At 50.3% G+C, this 16,398-nt stretch carries 16 protein-coding genes; all 16 read right to left on the bottom strand.

What is annotated here, in order from left to right:
- Positions 1-30: 30 nt before the first annotated feature.
- The 16 genes from AC0YN0_RS07080 to rbfA all read right to left on the bottom strand — a co-directional run bounded on the left by AC0YN0_RS07080 (position 31) and on the right by rbfA (position 16,395).
- Entirely contained in the window at positions 31-249 is a 219-nt protein-coding gene (locus tag AC0YN0_RS07080) for a YlzJ-like family protein (protein WP_442053007.1), read from the bottom strand.
- Positions 246-1,016, bottom strand: coding sequence for a ClpP family protease (locus AC0YN0_RS07075; RefSeq protein ID WP_475820581.1), 771 nt, complete (start codon positions 1,014-1,016; stop codon positions 246-248). The genes AC0YN0_RS07080 and AC0YN0_RS07075 overlap by 4 nt, the downstream gene beginning before the upstream one ends.
- Before the next feature lie 190 nt (positions 1,017-1,206).
- On the bottom strand, positions 1,207-2,886 hold the full coding sequence (locus AC0YN0_RS07070) for a ribonuclease J (RefSeq protein WP_337103004.1): 1,680 nt from the start codon (positions 2,884-2,886) through the stop codon (positions 1,207-1,209).
- A 511-nt stretch (positions 2,887-3,397) separates the two neighbouring features.
- Positions 3,398-4,273: a 4-hydroxy-tetrahydrodipicolinate synthase gene (dapA, locus tag AC0YN0_RS07065; protein ID WP_475820580.1), complete on the bottom strand. Its 876-nt coding sequence runs from the start codon at positions 4,271-4,273 to the stop codon at positions 3,398-3,400.
- 146 nt (positions 4,274-4,419) lie between these two features.
- Entirely contained in the window at positions 4,420-5,649 is a 1,230-nt protein-coding gene (gene dapG, locus AC0YN0_RS07060) for an aspartate kinase (RefSeq protein ID WP_475820579.1), read from the bottom strand.
- A gap of 284 nt (positions 5,650-5,933) precedes the next feature.
- Positions 5,934-6,524: a dipicolinate synthase subunit B gene (locus AC0YN0_RS07055; protein WP_337103007.1), complete on the bottom strand. Its 591-nt coding sequence runs from the start codon at positions 6,522-6,524 to the stop codon at positions 5,934-5,936.
- Positions 6,521-7,420, bottom strand: a complete 900-nt coding sequence (gene dpsA / locus AC0YN0_RS07050) for a dipicolinate synthase subunit DpsA (RefSeq protein ID WP_475820578.1) — start codon at positions 7,418-7,420, stop codon at positions 6,521-6,523. Before dpsA ends, AC0YN0_RS07055 begins: the two co-directional genes overlap by 4 nt.
- 123 nt (positions 7,421-7,543) lie before the next feature.
- Positions 7,544-8,026 carry a dUTP diphosphatase gene (gene dut, locus AC0YN0_RS07045; protein WP_475820577.1) on the bottom strand — a complete coding sequence of 161 codons (483 nt, stop codon included), beginning with the start codon at positions 8,024-8,026 and terminating at the stop codon, positions 7,544-7,546.
- Positions 7,971-9,239, bottom strand: coding sequence for a M16 family metallopeptidase (locus AC0YN0_RS07040; RefSeq protein ID WP_475820576.1), 1,269 nt, complete (start codon positions 9,237-9,239; stop codon positions 7,971-7,973). Before AC0YN0_RS07040 ends, dut begins: the two co-directional genes overlap by 56 nt.
- Positions 9,240-9,275: 36 nt before the next feature.
- Positions 9,276-10,283, bottom strand: a complete 1,008-nt coding sequence (locus AC0YN0_RS07035) for a polysaccharide deacetylase family protein (RefSeq protein ID WP_475820575.1) — start codon at positions 10,281-10,283, stop codon at positions 9,276-9,278.
- A 190-nt stretch (positions 10,284-10,473) separates the two neighbouring features.
- The gene (pnp, locus tag AC0YN0_RS07030) at positions 10,474-12,570 is read right to left on the bottom strand and encodes a polyribonucleotide nucleotidyltransferase (protein ID WP_475820574.1); all 2,097 of its coding nucleotides are present in this window, start codon (positions 12,568-12,570) and stop codon (positions 10,474-10,476) included.
- A 135-nt stretch (positions 12,571-12,705) separates the two neighbouring features.
- The gene (gene rpsO, locus AC0YN0_RS07025; RefSeq protein ID WP_307204092.1) at positions 12,706-12,975 is read right to left on the bottom strand and encodes a 30S ribosomal protein S15; all 270 of its coding nucleotides are present in this window, start codon (positions 12,973-12,975) and stop codon (positions 12,706-12,708) included.
- 164 nt (positions 12,976-13,139) lie between these two features.
- On the bottom strand, positions 13,140-14,087 hold the full coding sequence (locus tag AC0YN0_RS07020; RefSeq protein WP_475820573.1) for a bifunctional riboflavin kinase/FAD synthetase: 948 nt from the start codon (positions 14,085-14,087) through the stop codon (positions 13,140-13,142).
- 35 nt (positions 14,088-14,122) lie between these two features.
- The gene (truB, locus tag AC0YN0_RS07015) at positions 14,123-15,049 is read right to left on the bottom strand and encodes a tRNA pseudouridine(55) synthase TruB (protein ID WP_475820572.1); all 927 of its coding nucleotides are present in this window, start codon (positions 15,047-15,049) and stop codon (positions 14,123-14,125) included.
- Between the two features lie 3 nt (positions 15,050-15,052).
- Positions 15,053-16,042: a DHH family phosphoesterase gene (locus AC0YN0_RS07010; RefSeq protein WP_475820571.1), complete on the bottom strand. Its 990-nt coding sequence runs from the start codon at positions 16,040-16,042 to the stop codon at positions 15,053-15,055.
- Entirely contained in the window at positions 16,039-16,395 is a 357-nt protein-coding gene (gene rbfA / locus AC0YN0_RS07005) for a 30S ribosome-binding factor RbfA (protein WP_475820570.1), read from the bottom strand. Before rbfA ends, AC0YN0_RS07010 begins: the two co-directional genes overlap by 4 nt.
- Between the last annotated feature and the right edge of the window lie 3 nt (positions 16,396-16,398).

Genomic DNA, 16,398 nt, shown 5'->3' with positions numbered 1-16,398 from the left:
CCTATGAGACGATGGTACTTGCAATAGCCTTTATACGTAATCGTAGTTGATAATCATCCCCGGATTAAGTCTGGGATTCAAGTAATCATCGAGCGAGCATTCAAGTAAGCGTACGATCTTGCCCATGCCTGGCGCAACTGGCGTGACAAGCATCTTTACCCCCATTGCCCATACCTCTTGCAGCGGCTCCATCTCTTCGCTGAATCCTTCCAGCACGATCTCAAGCGGCATACTTGTATAAAGCGTCATACGGTCGCTTCCTCCCCGACTTTTCGTTTCGTCTCGTTTCTGCGTTCGTCAATCAACCGGTTAAGCTCCTTCAAAGCATCGCCTAATCCGCCTACACGATCGATTAAGCCGTGTTTGACTGCGTCTGCGCCGATTACAGTCGTACCGATATCGCGTGTCAGTTCCCCGGTCTTGAACATCAGCTCCTTGAACGTAGACTCCGGTATTTTGGAATGCGAGGTGACGAACCGAACGACTCGCTCCTGCATTTTGTCCAAATACTCGAATGTTTGCGGCACCCCGATCACTAGACCGTTTAATCGTATCGGATGAATCGTCATCGTAGCCGTCTCCGCAATGATGGATAAATTGCCGGCCACCGCAATCGGAACGCCAATGGAATGTCCGCCACCGAGAACGAGCGTAACCGTCGGCTTCGACAAGGAGGAAATCATCTCGGCTATGGCAAGGCCTGCTTCTACATCGCCGCCTACCGTATTGAGTACAATGAGAATGCCTTCTATCTTCTGATTCTGCTCCGTCGCAACAAGCTGGGGAATTAGATGCTCGTATTTAGTTGTCTTATTCTGAGGCGGCAGCACGATATGCCCTTCCACTTGACCGATAATCGTCATACAGAAGATGTTGGACTCCGCATTAACCGGTGTAGAAGTTTGGCCTAACTGCTGAATCGTCTCGACAACAGAAGCAGCCGCTTTTTTCTTCTCATCTGCTCCAGCCGGCTCGGGTTGTTCTGCTGTCAAATCATCCATTCTGATCGTTGTCATTAATCGATATCCCCCTCTATGCTCATAACCTGCAACTCGTCATAGTATGGGGCTGATGGCTGAATTTATACGGCTGCGCTGCATATGGCAGGAGGAGAAATGGATCGCTTGCGCGTAAAAAAGAGGACCGCCAAGCATAAGCAGCCTAAACTGCGAACACTTGCGATCCTCTGTTTATCCGGAATGGAAATTACACTTCCATAATAATCGGCAAAATCATAGGGCGGCGACGAGTTTGCTCATACAGGAAGCGGCCAAGCGCATCCTTCACATTCGTCTTAAGCGAAGCCCATTCATTTACTTTGTCGTTCATTAGTTTCGTGAGTGTCGATGTGACGATACGGTTCGCTTCATCAAGAAGTCCTTCCGATTCACGAACATAAACGAATCCGCGCGAGATGATGTCCGGGCCGGATAGAATTGCGCCGTCTTGTTTGCTTAGCGTAACGACAACAACGAGAATCCCGTCCTGCGACAGCAGCTTGCGATCGCGCAATACGATATTGCCTACATCGCCTACGCCGAGTCCATCAATCAATACGTTGCCGGCTTGTACCTTCGAGCCCTTGCGGCCTACGCCGCCTTGAACTTCAACCGTATCGCCGTTATCGATGATGAAGATGTTCTCGCGCTCAATACCGATCGATTCAGCCAACTTAGCGTGTTGACGCTGCATACGATATTCACCGTGGATAGGAATGAAATATTTCGGCTTGATCAGGTTAAGCATAAGCTTCAATTCTTCTTGGCTGCCGTGACCGGATACGTGAACGCCCGATACGGAACCTGGACCGTAAATGACGTTAGCGCCTAGACGGAACAGCTCATCGACCGTACGTCCTACATAACGTTCATTACCAGGGATCGGTGTTGCTGCGATGATGACGGTATCGCCAGGCAAAATATCAACTTTGCGATGTGTCGAACGCGCCATCCGCGTAAGTGCCGACATCGGCTCTCCTTGGCTTCCTGTGCACAGAATAACGACACGGTCGGCAGCAAGCTTATTCACTTCTTCCGGTTCGATCAACATCCCTTCGGGAATGTTCAAATAACCAAGCTCGGAAGCGATTCCTACGACGTTAACCATACTGCGGCCTACGACAGCAATTTTGCGGCGAGTTGCTATCGAAGCGTTAATGATTTGCTGAATACGGTGTACGTTGGATGCGAATGTGGCAACTACAACGCGTTGCGTCGATTTGCGGAAGATATCTTCAAGCTCTTCCCCTACGTTGCTCTCCGAAGGCGTGAAGCCAGGACGCTCAGCATTCGTACTGTCGGACAGCAAGGCAAGTACGCCTTTACTTCCAATCTCAGCAATCCGCTGCAGATCGGCGAACTGATCGTTAACCGGCGTATGGTCGAACTTAAAGTCGCCTGTGTGAACGACTGTGCCTTCAGGCGTGTCCAAGCTTACGCCGACAGAGTCCGGGATACTGTGGTTCGTTTTGAAGAAGGATGCGCGAATCGAGCCGAACTGGATTTCGGATTCAGCATTGATAAGAATACGCTTCGTCTCGCCAAGCAAGCCCGCTTCCTTCAGCTTGCCTTCGATTAGTCCAAGGGTAAGTTTTGTTGCATATACCGGTACGTTCAGACTTTTCAACACGTACGGCAAACCGCCAATGTGGTCTTCATGACCATGCGTGATGAGAATAGCGCGAACTTTGTCGCGGTTCTCTGTGAGGTAGGATATATCTGGAATGACGATATCGATTCCGAGCATGTCCTCTTCCGGGAACTTCAATCCCGAGTCAACAACAACAATGTCGTTGTTATATTGAATTACGTACATATTTTTTCCGATTTCGCCTGCGCCGCCTAGTGCAAATATGAGCAGCTTATCCTGGTTGTTCTTCTTCGACAAGTGGATCTAGACCTCCTTAAGGTTATGCGAAGCAACTTGCTGCTTCGTAAGCAATATAATTTGTTGGTAAGTATGTGAAGCTTATGACAGCTTCATGGAAAGCATATAGTGTGGCTTATCAAGCATAAAATTCCTCGAAAGCCTATTCTTTGGAAATGTAAAGCGGTGAGCCGATCGTACGAATACGGCCATTCGGCTCTGTGAAACCATAAGTCGCCACGAAAAATCATACGAAAAGTACCGAAGCTTAGACAGCTTCGAAAGCGTATTCTCGATCGTTGCAAACCGAAAATGCAAATATGAGTTTACGTATGCGCTTCTATCGTCAGACGCCGTTCCGACGTTATTACTTTCGTTCTCAAATATTTGCCGCACCCAGTCACTTGAACTCATTATACATGATGAAAAAGCTGGAATACAAGTGAAACCCGATTTAGCGATATTATTTAGATTTCCCCAAAAAATAAAACCGATGCTGGACGCACCGGCTGTCGATAAATAATTGCGTTATTTATTGAATCAAATCGCGAATGAAAGCAGCTTCCTGCTCCGTTGCCGGAACGAGTGGCAGCCTTACTTCGCCTACCGGAATTCCTTTGAGCCCTAGTGCGTATTTCACTGCAACCGGATTAGGAACGGGATGAGGACAGTTGAACAACCCTTTGAATACCGGGAACAATCGACCGTTAATACGCGCGGCTTCCTGAACGTTGCCGCTCAAGTATGCGTCGATCAGCTGCTTCATCTCTGAGCCGACGACATGGCTCGCCACGCTGACAATGCCGTAGGCGCCAACTGCAAGCGCAGGCAATGTCATGCTGTCGTCACCGCTATACACGACGAAGCCATCCGGCGCTCCGGCAACGATTAGCGTCAATTGATCGGTCGATGCGCAATCCTTCGTCGCAACAATATTGTCAATCTGTGCTAGTCGAATCGTCGTTGCTGCGGAAATATTGACGCCAGTTCGCCCTTCAACGTTGTAAAGGATAATCGGCAATTTCGTTGCTTCTGCCGTTGCTTTGAAATGCTGGTACAAGCCTTCCTGGCTAGGACGGTTGTAATACGGGGCCACAAGAAGTATGCCATCCACGCCGCAAGCTTCCGCTTCTTTCGTAAGATGGATCGTATGGGCCGTGTTGTTGCTGCCTGTTCCTGCAATAATTTTGACGCGGCCTGCCGCATGCTTAACAGCGAAACGGAACAGCTCCAGCTTCTCTTCGTCGGACAACGTCGGCGATTCTCCGGTTGTTCCGCATACTACGATGCTCGTGTTTTGTTGCACGTCAATCAAATAATCGATTAAGCGTGCTGCTGTCTCCAAATCAATCTGTCCGTTTGCGTCAAACGGCGTAACCATGGCGGTAATTAGTCTTCCGAAGTCCATCTGATCTCCTCCTATAAGTATAAGAGCTTTGCCTGTTCGCATCGAAGTTCGATCGGGCAAAACCAACATCGTAAACAGCTATGATTAAGACTTCATCGAATACGTGAATAATCTGTGAAACCAATATATATCGCTAACATTGCTCACTATTGCGAATAAAGCGGCAGGTGAAGTTCGAACTTTGCATGCAGCGCCCGAAGCGCAGCCGCCATATCCGCTTCGCGTACAAGCACCCAGATCGTCGTATTCGAATCCGCCGATTGCATAATGGAAATGCCTTGCTCTGTCAATGCTTCGACAATTCGGGCCATTACGCCCGGTTCGCCATTCATTCCGCCCCCGATTACAGATACCTTCGCGCAGCCATTAATCGCTGCTGGAGTGAATCCGCCTTCCCTGAGCACGTTGACAGCTCGCTCAGCGTCCTGATCGAATACGGTATATATGGCTCCGCTCGGCGTAACATTAATAAAATCGACGCTAATACGATGCTTAGCCATCGACTGAAACACTTGAAGCTGAACGTCGCTGCGTCCTTCAATCGCTTTGACCGATATTTGCGTAATGCCTGAGACATGCGCAATGCCGGTCACGTGACGATCCCTAACCGTATGCTCTGAACGATCCAAAGACGTATCGGTAACGAGTGTCCCCGGGTCCGTATTAAATGTTGAACGAACTCGGAAAGGAATCTTCGCATGCTGAGCGATCTCAACCGCGCGAGGATGTATGACCTTCGCGCCTTGCCGCGCCATATTGCATATTTCTGCGTAACTGACGCGGGGCAACGGCTTCGCTTCCTTCACAATGCGCGGATCGGCAGTCAGAATCCCGCTGACATCCGTATAAATATCAACCATCTCAGCTCGCAGAGCAGCGCCCAGCGCCGTTGCCGACGTGTCGCTTCCGCCTCGACCGAGCGTTGTTGTATCGCCTTGCGCAGTAATGCCTTGGAAACCTGTCACAATGACGACAACGCCAGAATGCAGCAGGCTGACGATGCGATCAGGCCGTATTTCCTTAATACGTGCATGGCCATACTGTTCATCGGTTATAATGCCCGCCTGTCCGCCGGTTAGGGCAACAGCAGGAATACCTCTCGCTACAAGTAAACTGCATAAAGCGGCTGCAGATATGATCTCCCCGCAGCCCAACAGCATATCTCTCTCGCGATCAGGCAATCGATCGCCATTATCCCTGATAAGTTGAAGAAGCGTATCCGTAGCGTACGGATCGCCCTTCCTCCCCATCGCGGACACGACGATGACGACGGCGTATCCATTGCTTCGTTCTCTTCTTATGTGGTCAATGACATGTTCTCTGGCATGATCGGATGATAATGAGGTGCCCCCGAATTTTTGAATCAGGATGCGCATGTAAGCTAGCCTCCGTAGCCGATCGCAAGATGAAGCAGTCTACTATCCTTCTCTTAATACATGTACCTGTTGCGTTCATTTCGGCGACTCATATGGCGTATCATGCTGCAAATCGAGCAGGTTATCAAAGACCATCCACGTATTAAGGCCGCCAGCAACTGCTTGACACCTTACTAATCGCAGTTGTTATTGATTAAATTCCTGTTAGTAGCCTCTGAAACGACAACGGCTGACGATATGCGCGTAGACGCATCAAGAAGGTGCCGTCTCATTGTGCGCAACAATTAGTTATAGCGTTCAATGAGCAGCGGCTGAAGCTGCTTGCCCTGTAGTGCTGCCTCGCAGGCTTCCATAACAAGATCCATCTTGGCAACAAGCGAATTCGGCTTCTGCACCGGATTATCTTGACCGAAAGGCACGAAATAAATATGTTTAGCCACTAGCAACTTCGCAATGTTAGCAGCATTCAACCCTAATCCATCATTAGTAGAGATAGCGAGCACGACCGGACGACCATTGCGCATCTGCGCCTTAGCAGCCATCAAGACTGCGCTGTCTGTCAGTGCGTTAGCCAGTCGGCTTGTCGTATTGCCGGTACATGGCGCGATAACGAGCACGTCGAGCAGCTTCGAAGGGCCAAGCGGCTCTGCCTGCACAATCGTGGAGATCAACTCATTACCGGTAATCGACTTCAATTGCGCTTGCCAATCTTCGGATTTGCCGAATCTAGTATCCGTCGTCATTAACGTATTCGAAACGATCGGCACGACATTGGCACCCGCGTCGACGAACCGTTTAATTTCTGGCATGACTTCAGCAAACGTGCAATGTGAGCCCGACAACGCATAGCCCACCGTAATTCCATTCCAGTTCATGACCCATTCCCCCGCTTAATCGAATCGTCCAAAATCAACTGAGTCAAGCAATCCGCTATGATACGTCCAGCTGTCTTCGGTGCGACGATACCGGGAAGTCCGGGTGCAAGCAACGCCTTGATGCCACGCTTCTCAGCGAAGCGGAAATCAGTCCCGCCAGGCTTCGATGCAAGGTCAATAATGACCGCTCGCGATGGCAAATTTGCGATAATTTGCGCTGTGACTATCATAGTCGGAATTGTATTAAAAAGCAAGTCAATATTACCCACTTGCTGCTGCAAAACCCCCATATAAAAGGGCTCAAAACCCATCTCTGAAGCACGTGCAAAGTGCTCGGAACGACGTACGCCAACCTTCACTTTGGACCCTAATCCCTGAAGCGTTCGAGCTAGCGTGAACCCGGTTCGCCCCAGTCCAAGAATCATGGACGTAGACCCGTGAATCGTAAAATCGGTATTCTGAATAGCCATCATAATGGCGCCTTCAGCAGTCGGAATGGAATTATAGATCGCAACGTCATCACGGTCGAACAGTTCGACTAAAGCAATATGATTTTGCTCGCATAGCTGCCGCAAATAGGGCTTCGCCATGCCGGCATATACTTTGCAATGCTTCGGCAGCTTCGCAATATGAGCTTCGGTCAGCTTCATCTGACGGTCGCTGAACACGGCATGAATAACGCCCTGATCATCCGTTCCTACTGCAGGAAGCAGAAGCGCATCCACTCCTTCGAACAGCTGCTCGTCGAATTCCGCATGCACGGCGCCGTCTAGCGAGGAATGCAGTCCGTCGAAGCCGCATACCGTAACGGTTGCATCAAGCTCCGTTAACTTGCGGATAATTTCAAGCTGCCTTGCATCACCCCCAAGCAACAGCACTTGAACGCCTGTTAGCATTAGGCCTCACTCCTTTCTGGCAACTGGATATGTATCATCTTATGCGATCGCCCAAATCGGGGTGAAAAAGAAAAAAAGATCGGGTAAAATGCCCCGATCTTTCTCGTATAGCTATCGTGTGCGTTATACGCCTGTATGACCGAAGCCGCCCGCTCCGCGTACCGTTGCCGGCAATTCGCCCGCTTCTTCTACTATCGTTACAGCAGGCACTACCTGGAATACCATCTGCGCGATGCGTTCGCCTCGCGTAATCGTGAAAGGCTCTTGCCCTAGGTTAACGAGCAGCACCTTTACTTCTCCGCGGTAATCAGCGTCGATCGTACCCGGAGAATTCAAGCAAGTGATGCCATGCTTGAACGCTAGGCCGCTGCGCGGCCGAATTTGTGCCTCAAGCTCGCCCGGCATCGCCATGGCGAAGCCTGTCGGGATGAGCTTGCGCTCTCCCGGTGCCAGCACAATAGGTTCGCCGACCGCAGCCTGCAGGTCGAAGCCTGCAGCCCACTCGGACATTTTGCGAGGGACGGCTATATCCTCGTTACCCTCTAGTCGTTTAAACAGTACCTGGAACAAATCGATTCCTCCCCAATTGCGCAGCTGCTTTGTCATTAGATCCCACCATCGCAACGGCAAAAGGAACGGACAGCATTTGCTTCGTTACAGATTGTACATCCTCCATCGTCACCGTATCGATACGCTGCAGCAAATCGTCAAGCGTATAATGGCGTCCGAGCATCAGCTCGTTTTTGCCAAGACGGTTCATCCGGCTGCTTGTGCTTTCAAGGCTGAGTATCAAGCTGCCTTTCAGTTGCTCTTTGCCGCGATGTAGCTCTTCCTCGGATAGTCCCTTGACGGACAGCTCGCCGATCTGCTCCATCGTCAGATCAAGCACTTCTTTCGTCTGCTTAGGGGCGGTGCCGGCATAGATCGTGAACAAGCCGGAATCCGCATAAGACGTATGGTAGGAATACACGGAATAAGCAAGTCCGCGCTTCTCTCTAATTTCTTGGAACAGTCTTGAGCTCATGCCGCCGCCCAGCGCATTGTTGAGCAAGATCATTGCATACAGCTTGGAATCCGTAATCGAGCAGCCGGGGAAGGTGACGCAAATATGATTCTGCTCCGTCTTCTTCTTAAAGAAGTTGTATTCTCCATGGAATATCGGCGGCTCGTTGCCAACGATAATGCCCGAGTTGTTCTTAAAGCCGCCGAAATGTTTCTCAAGCAGCTCCAGCAAAGTCGATTCTTCTACGTTTCCAGCAACGCTAATGACCGTATTATCAATCGTATAACGTTCTTTCATATAGCCGCGAAGCGTATCCGGTCCCATTGCCGTCAGTCTTTCTTCAAGGCCTAGAATCGAATAGGCAAGCGGGTGATCGCCGAACGATGCCCTCGATGCTTCGTCATGCACCTTGTCGTCGGGCGTATCCTCGTACATCGAAATCTCTTCCAAAATAACGTTTTTCTCTTTCGCCAGCTCTTCTGGATCCATCTGCGAATTGAAAAACATGTCCGACAACGCATCTACCGCAATCGGCAGATGCTCATCAAGCACCTTTGCGAAGTAACATGTGTATTCCTTCGCCGTAAAGGCGTTCACATTACCGCCAATGCCGTCGAATAAATCAGCGATATCTTTCGCAGACCGTTTGTCCGTGCCCTTGAAGAGCATATGCTCGATAAAATGTGAAATGCCGTTGTTCTCCGGCGTCTCGTTGCGCGAGCCGGTCTTTACCCATATGCCGAACGATACCGATCTGACATGCGGTATATATTCAACGACAACGCGTAATCCATTACTAAGCGTATATTTGTTCACCAAGTATCCTCCTACAACATGAATGATATCACTATATCAGAATAAGTCCGCTCCCTCAACAACGGAGGGTGTTATTCTGCTCGAAGACAATGTCTCGCTAACCGTTCCCAGCGCATACCCCTTCGCCTTGGCGCTTGCAATCATTCCCGCCAGCGCATCCCTGCTGGATGCCGTCGGATGCATTAAGATTAACGCGCCCGGCTCAAGCTTAGCATTGATTTTGCGAATGATTGATTCCGCTGGCGGCTTCCTCCAATCCACGGTATCGATCGTCCATAATACCGTTTGCAGACCTTGCTCCCTGGCAACTTGAACGGTCATTTGATTAAAATCGCCGGAAGGCGGCGCGAACCATCGATTGTTAACGCCAAGCGTTGACTTCAGCAACTCCTCCGTCTTCGCAATTTGCGTATACGCCGCTCCACGGCTTAATTCGCTCATATTGGGATGAGAGTAAGCATGGTTTGACATTTCATGTCCGGCTGCTTGAATCTTGCGTGCCATATCGGCATTTTTGTTCAACCAGCTGCCATCGAGGAAGAAGGTTGCCTTCACGTTCTCCTGCTCGAGCGTCTTCAGCATCGGCTCAATATATTCATTGCCCCATGCTACATTAATCATTAGCGCAATCATCTTCTTATTCGGATTACCGCGATATACGGGATGCGCTCCAAGGTCCTCAAGCTTTATTGACGGCTCTATTTCCTTGAATAGGTATGGGATAGCGCTGTTAGCCGGCAATCGCAAGGCGGCTTCATACGTTCGCTCGACATCGACTTCGATGCCGTTGTAGCCGGGGATCGCTCGCCATACGCGATCGATCGTTGCATTGACGGGAGCTTCCCGCTTATTCGCTGCTTCGGCAACAATTGTATCATAGAGCAGCCGCTTTTCCTCATCGCTGCGCTCAACCTTGCCTATCGCCAGACTTGCGCCTCCTGATTTGACTGCTGTTAGATAAGCAGATACGTCACCGTTTATACGAACGAAGACAATCAGCATCAGCATGCTTGCCGCGATGATTGCCGCTTTTCGAATCGCCATAGCCCCAACTCCCGCATAGCCTATTGCGCCCCACGCCATTCTTCTTGCCGCAAGACGCGGACACGCTTTACACATATGTATGAATCGTTGGACGAGATTATGAAGCTATCCGTAAAAGCAGGGCAAAACAAAAAAAGAGACAGATCGAATCTGACTCTTCGTTTGAAGCGATATAGTCATGCCAACCGCCTTATTGCGCAGTCTCTGGTGTAAGAACAGCTTTACGGGAAAGGTTGATACGGCCTTGTTGGTCGATCTCCGTTACTTTAACCGTAATTTGGTCACCGATGGCCACGACGTCCTCACACTTGGCTACACGCTCATTCGCAAGCTGCGAAATGTGTACAAGACCGTCCTTGTTCGGCAAGATTTCAACGAATACGCCGAATTTCTCGATACGTTTAACCGTACCTAGATAAACTTCGCCGATGACAACTTCTTTCACGATGCCTTCGATGATCGCTTTCGCCTTTTGGTTCATCTCTTCATTCGAGGAAGCGATGAATACCATGCCGTCTTGCTCGATGTCGATTTTCACGCCGGTTTCTTCAATAATTTTATTGATGATTTTGCCGCCTGCGCCGATAACGTCACGGATTTTGTCCGGGTTGATGCGAAGCGTCAAAATTTTCGGAGCATATTTGGAAAGGTTAGTACGGGATTGCGACATAACTGCTGTCATTTTACCAAGAATGAACAGGCGTCCAAGACGAGCTTGCTCAAGCGCTTGTTGCAAAATGCTGCGGTCAATGCCGTCGATCTTAATATCCATCTGAATAGCCGTTACGCCTTCAGCCGTACCCGCAACCTTAAAGTCCATATCGCCGAGATGATCTTCCATCCCTTGAATGTCGGACAAGATCGAGAAGTGATCGCCGTCTTTGATGAGACCCATTGCGATACCTGCAACCGGTGCTTTGATCGGTACGCCGGCATCCATCATGGCAAGCGTGCTCGCGCAAATACTTGCTTGGGATGTCGAACCATTCGATTCAAGAACCTCGGATACAAGACGAATCGTATACGGGAAATCAGCTTCAGAAGGAATAACTTTCGATAATGCACGTTCGCCGAGTGCGCCGTGACCAATCTCGCGGCGTCCTGGAGGACGGAGCGGACGAGCCTCGCCTACGCTGAATGGCGGGAAGTTGTAATGGTGCATGAAACGTTTCGTTTCCTCAGGGGAAATGCCGTCCAAAATTTGAACGTCGCCCATTGCGCCAAGCGTACAAATGCTAAGCGCTTGCGTCTGACCGCGAGTGAACAGACCGGAACCGTGTGTACGCGGCAGCAAAGCCACATCGCACTCGATTGGGCGGATCTCGTCCAATCCGCGTCCGTCAGGACGAACTTTATCATGAGTAATGAGGCGGCGAACCTCTTCCTTCACGATATCGTACAGCACTTCCTTCACATCGGACAGAAGCTCAGGCGAATCCGCATACTTCACTTCAAAGTGAGCAATCGTTTCGCTGTTCACGGCATCGATTGCTTCTTGGCGAGCATGCTTCTCCGCGATCTTAATCGCTTCTTGAAGACCTTTGGAAGCAAATGCGCGAACTTCTTCATTGACTTGCGCATCAACGCTATGAAGTTTGACAGCCATCTTCGGTTTGCCTGCTACGGCTTGAAGCTCTTCGATCTTCGCAACGATATTTTTGATCTCGTCGTGGCCGAACATAATCGCTTCCAGCATAACTTCCTCAGACACTTCATTGCCCTCGGCCTCTACCATCATAATGGCATCTTTCGTACCTGCTACCACTACGAAAATATCGGTTACTTGCTCTTGCTCAACCGTCGGGTTGATCACGAATTGACCGTTCACACGACCAACGCTTACGCCGCCGATTGGACCGCTGAACGGAACGTCGGAGATCGAAAGCGCTGCAGATGTACCGATCATTGCCGCAATTTCGGGCGGGCAATCTTGATCTACGCTCATCACGATATTCGCAATTTGCACATCGTTACGGAAGCCTTCTGGGAACAAAGGACGAATCGGACGGTCAGTCAGACGGCTGGACAGAATCGCCTTCTCGCTTGGACGTCCTTCGCGCTTAATGAAGCCGCCAGGGATTTTGCCGACCGCGTATAGACGTTCCTCGTAGTTAACGGTCAACGGGAAGAAGTCCAAATCCTTCGGTTCGTTTGATGCTGTAACTGTACACAATATAACCGTATCGCCATATCGGACGGTTACCGCAGCGTTCGCCTGCTTTGCAAGACGGCCTGTCTCAATTGTGAGCGGTCTGCCGCCTAAAGTCATTTCAATGCTATGTACCATCTGTTATCCCTCCTATACCTTACATTTTTGGCAAATCTCTCGGAAACTTTTCATATTACAAAAAGCAACCCGAATCCGCTTATCCGATATTCCCGGACGGCAGGACAGCCAGGTTGCTTTTCATTACGCATGTTTTTAACGGCGAAGGCCGAGTTTTTCGATCAATGCGCTGTAACGTCTAACATCTTTGTTTTTCAGGTATGCAAGCAGCTTACGGCGCTGACCTACCATCTTGAGCAAGCCACGGCGGGAGTGGTGGTCTTTCTTGTGCTCCCGGAAATGTTGCGTTAAGTTAACGATGTTTTCAGTCAGGATAGCGATTTGAACTTCCGGAGAACCCGTATCGTTCGCGTGCGTTTTGTGAGTGTCGATCAATTCCTGTTTACGTTCTTGCGTGATTGCCATCCTAATTCACCTCCTTCTTCATAATCGCCATTAGCCTCGTGCGCCGCCGGTGAGAGCGGACAACCAAGCTAAGGTTAAGTATGTGCCCGTATATACAAAGTGTATAATCAGTCACAACGTTGTACAGTATATCATATCGAATAGGCTTTTGTCGAGGCGTTGCTTTACTTCGCCTTGAATTGTTCTCTTACCTGGTCGGAATCCCGTCCAATCTGCTTAATAAGTTCGTCCACCGAGCTGAACTTCTGCTCAGCCCTTATGAAGGATTTGAACTCGATTCGGATTGTCTCACCATAGATATCCCGGTTGAAGTCGAACAGATGGGCTTCCATAACGGGCTGAACGCCTTCCTTATTGAACGTCGGCTTCATGCCGTGATTAAGGACACCTGGGTACGGCTTGCCATCCAGCCATGCAATGACGGCGAATACGCCAAGTCTTGGCGAAACATAAGGATAATCGAAATCGATATTAGCGGTTGGAAAACCGATCGTTCTCCCCCTGCCATCCCCATGGACAACTGTGCCCGTAATTTCGTAGGTTCTGCCCAGCAGCAGCGAGGCAGTCTCCAGATCGCCTTTCTCCAGCGACTCACGAACCCATGTACTGCTAACCTTGGATTCATTCTCGTAGAGCGGTTCAACGATGTGTACGACAATGTTAGGCGCACCAAGACGCATAAGAGCTTCCGCATTGCCTGCGCCTTTGCTGCCGAACCTGAAATCAAAGCCGACGACAACTTGCTTCGCGCCTAAACCAAGAAGAACTTCGTCAACGAATCGCTCTGGCGTGACTGAGGCGAATGAGGTATCGAAGCTCATTACAAAAACAAGATCGACGCCAAGCTCCTCGAACAGCTTCGTCTTAATGTGCAGCGGAGTCAGGCAGCGGTAATAATGATCGCCTTGGCCCAGCACCTCTTTCGGATGCGGATCGAAGGTCATGACCGCCGACAACTGACCTGCGGCTTTTGCCTCAACCACGGCTCTGCGGATCACGTTCTGATGACCGCGGTGTACGCCGTCAAAGTGGCCGATAGCTATAGAAAGCGGTTTGTCCAGCGGCAATGCGGACAAATCGTCTAACGGATATTGAAGGGATATTATCTTCAACGCTGATACACCTGCATTTCCTAATAAGCTTTAATTTACTCGGCGACTGAGGAGAATACCTTAATCGGCTTCAGCAGCGCGCTTTCCGTATCGATCTGAAAGATTCCTATAAACAACTGTTGATCATTATATAAACGCACTAGTACACCATTATTAGCAACTGAACCGTCAGCTATGGCAGCATGGGCTAAGGCTATCTTCTGCCCCAGCAATGCTAGCTTGCCAACAGAGGCTGGTACTTCGGCGATCGGCAAATGATCGATTGCTTCATCAGCGTCAATGAGATGCTCATTAAGCCGGCCTGCTTGCTGCAATTGTTCAATCTGCTCAATCGTCAAGCAACGCTCGCGAGTAATACCGCCCGACATCGAGCGCGTAAGACTAGCCATCGTAGCTGGAACGCCTAGCGCCTTGCCAATATCAACGCATAATGTGCGAATATAAGTGCCTTTGGAGCATACAGCGGAAAACCTAATTTCCGGATACTGTTGATCCAGCTTCATGTCCAGAAGCTCCAACTGGTAGATCGTCACCGTTCTTGACTTCCGTTCTACCGTCTTCCCTTCACGCGCTAGCTCGTACAGACGCTTGCCGTCTACCTTAACGGCAGAGAACATAGGCGGAATCTGGTCGATCTGACCAACGAATTGACGCAGCGCCTTGCGCACGGCATCCTCCGTCACTTGCGGATTCGGCTGATCCTCGAGAACAGCGCCTGTTACATCCTCCGTGTCGGTAGCTATACCGAGCTTTAGTACCGCCTCATACGCTTTTGGACGCTCCTGCAAGTACTCGACGACCCGTGTTGAGCGGCCAAGACATAACGGAAGCACACCTGTTACCATCGGGTCAAGCGTTCCAGCATGGCCGATCCGTTTCATCCGCAATATGCGCCTTACCTTTGCTACTACATCGTGGGATGTCCAGCCCTCCGGCTTCCAAACCGCCAAAATGCCGTCCATGAATTAAACCAACGCCTTTCGAACTGCTTCCACTAGAAGACTTGGCGCTGCATCAAGCGAGCAGTCAAGCCGGCAGCCGGCAGCTCTGACATGTCCGCCGCCGCCGAATGATTGGGCTATTGCCGCTACATCAGCTTTGCCAGCCGAGCGCAAGCTTGCTTTCACTGCGCCGTCTTCCGTTTCCTTGAATAAAATGCCGACTTCAACGCCATCCACATTAAGCGCATAATTCACGATTCCCTCAAGGTCCTCTGGAACGGCCCCCGTCGTACGAATATCGTCCTTGCCGATGTGAACCCATCCGATCTTCAGGTCGTCAGAGAAAGTTAGCCGGTTAAGCGACAGCTTCAACAGGTTCAGCTTCGCTATCGTCATCTTCTCGAGCAAATGATCGGCGAGTTGATGGCCTGATACGCCAATGGCGAGCAGCTTGGAAGCGATCTCCATCACGCGCGGACTCGTATTGGAGTACCGGAATCCACCCGTATCGGTGAGCAGACCGGTATAAATGGCCGTCGCACAATCAAGATCGAGTTCAATGCCGGCATGCTCGATCAAATCATATAAAATTTCAACGGTGGCAGCCGCGTTGTCACGTATGACGTTAACGGTGCCGAAGCCGTTGTTCGTAGGATGATGATCGATATTAAGCAGCTTCACGCCTTCAGTGAAGCTGCTTGCAACGTCACCGATACGGCGGAAGTCAGCGCAATCGACTGATACGACCGTCGCAAAGGACTGCTCTAGAGGATTCGCCCGATAATGAACGATCTCCGAGGAACGATGCAGGTAGCTTAGGCGCGAAGGCAGCTCGCTTTCGTTAATGAGTGTGACTGCTTTGCCCAGCTTATGAAGCAACCAGCCTACGACTACCGTAGAGCTGATTGCATCACCGTCAGGCTGTACATGCGATACGACTAGAAAGTTGTCTCCTTCTCGCAAGAAAGCGAGTGCTTCGTCCAACTGCTTCAAGTAGCTCGCGGACCCGATCATCGAACATCGTTTCCGTTATTGATATCGTCGAGCAATGACTCAATTCGGCTGCCGTACTCGATACTGCTGTCGAACTTGAACAGCAGCACGGGCGTGTGGCGCAGCTTCATTCGCTTGCCAAGCTCGGAGCGAAGAAATCCGGTGCCGCGGGCTATCGCCTTAAGCGTCTCTTCCTTCTGCTCTTCGCTGCCAAGCACGCTCAAGTATACTTTCGCTTGCGAAAGATCGCTAGTCGTCTCTACCCCTGTTACGGTAATAAAACCGATCCTTGGATCTTTAAGCTCCATTTGAATAATTTGGCTCAGCTCTTTTTTGATTTGCTCGCTGACCCGCCCTACACGAATTTTTGCCATGCC

It is taken from the genome of Paenibacillus sp. J22P218 (assembly GCF_056269195.1).
The sequence above is the reverse complement of the archived record's forward strand: the minus strand, read 5'-3'. Positions and strand labels throughout refer to the sequence as shown.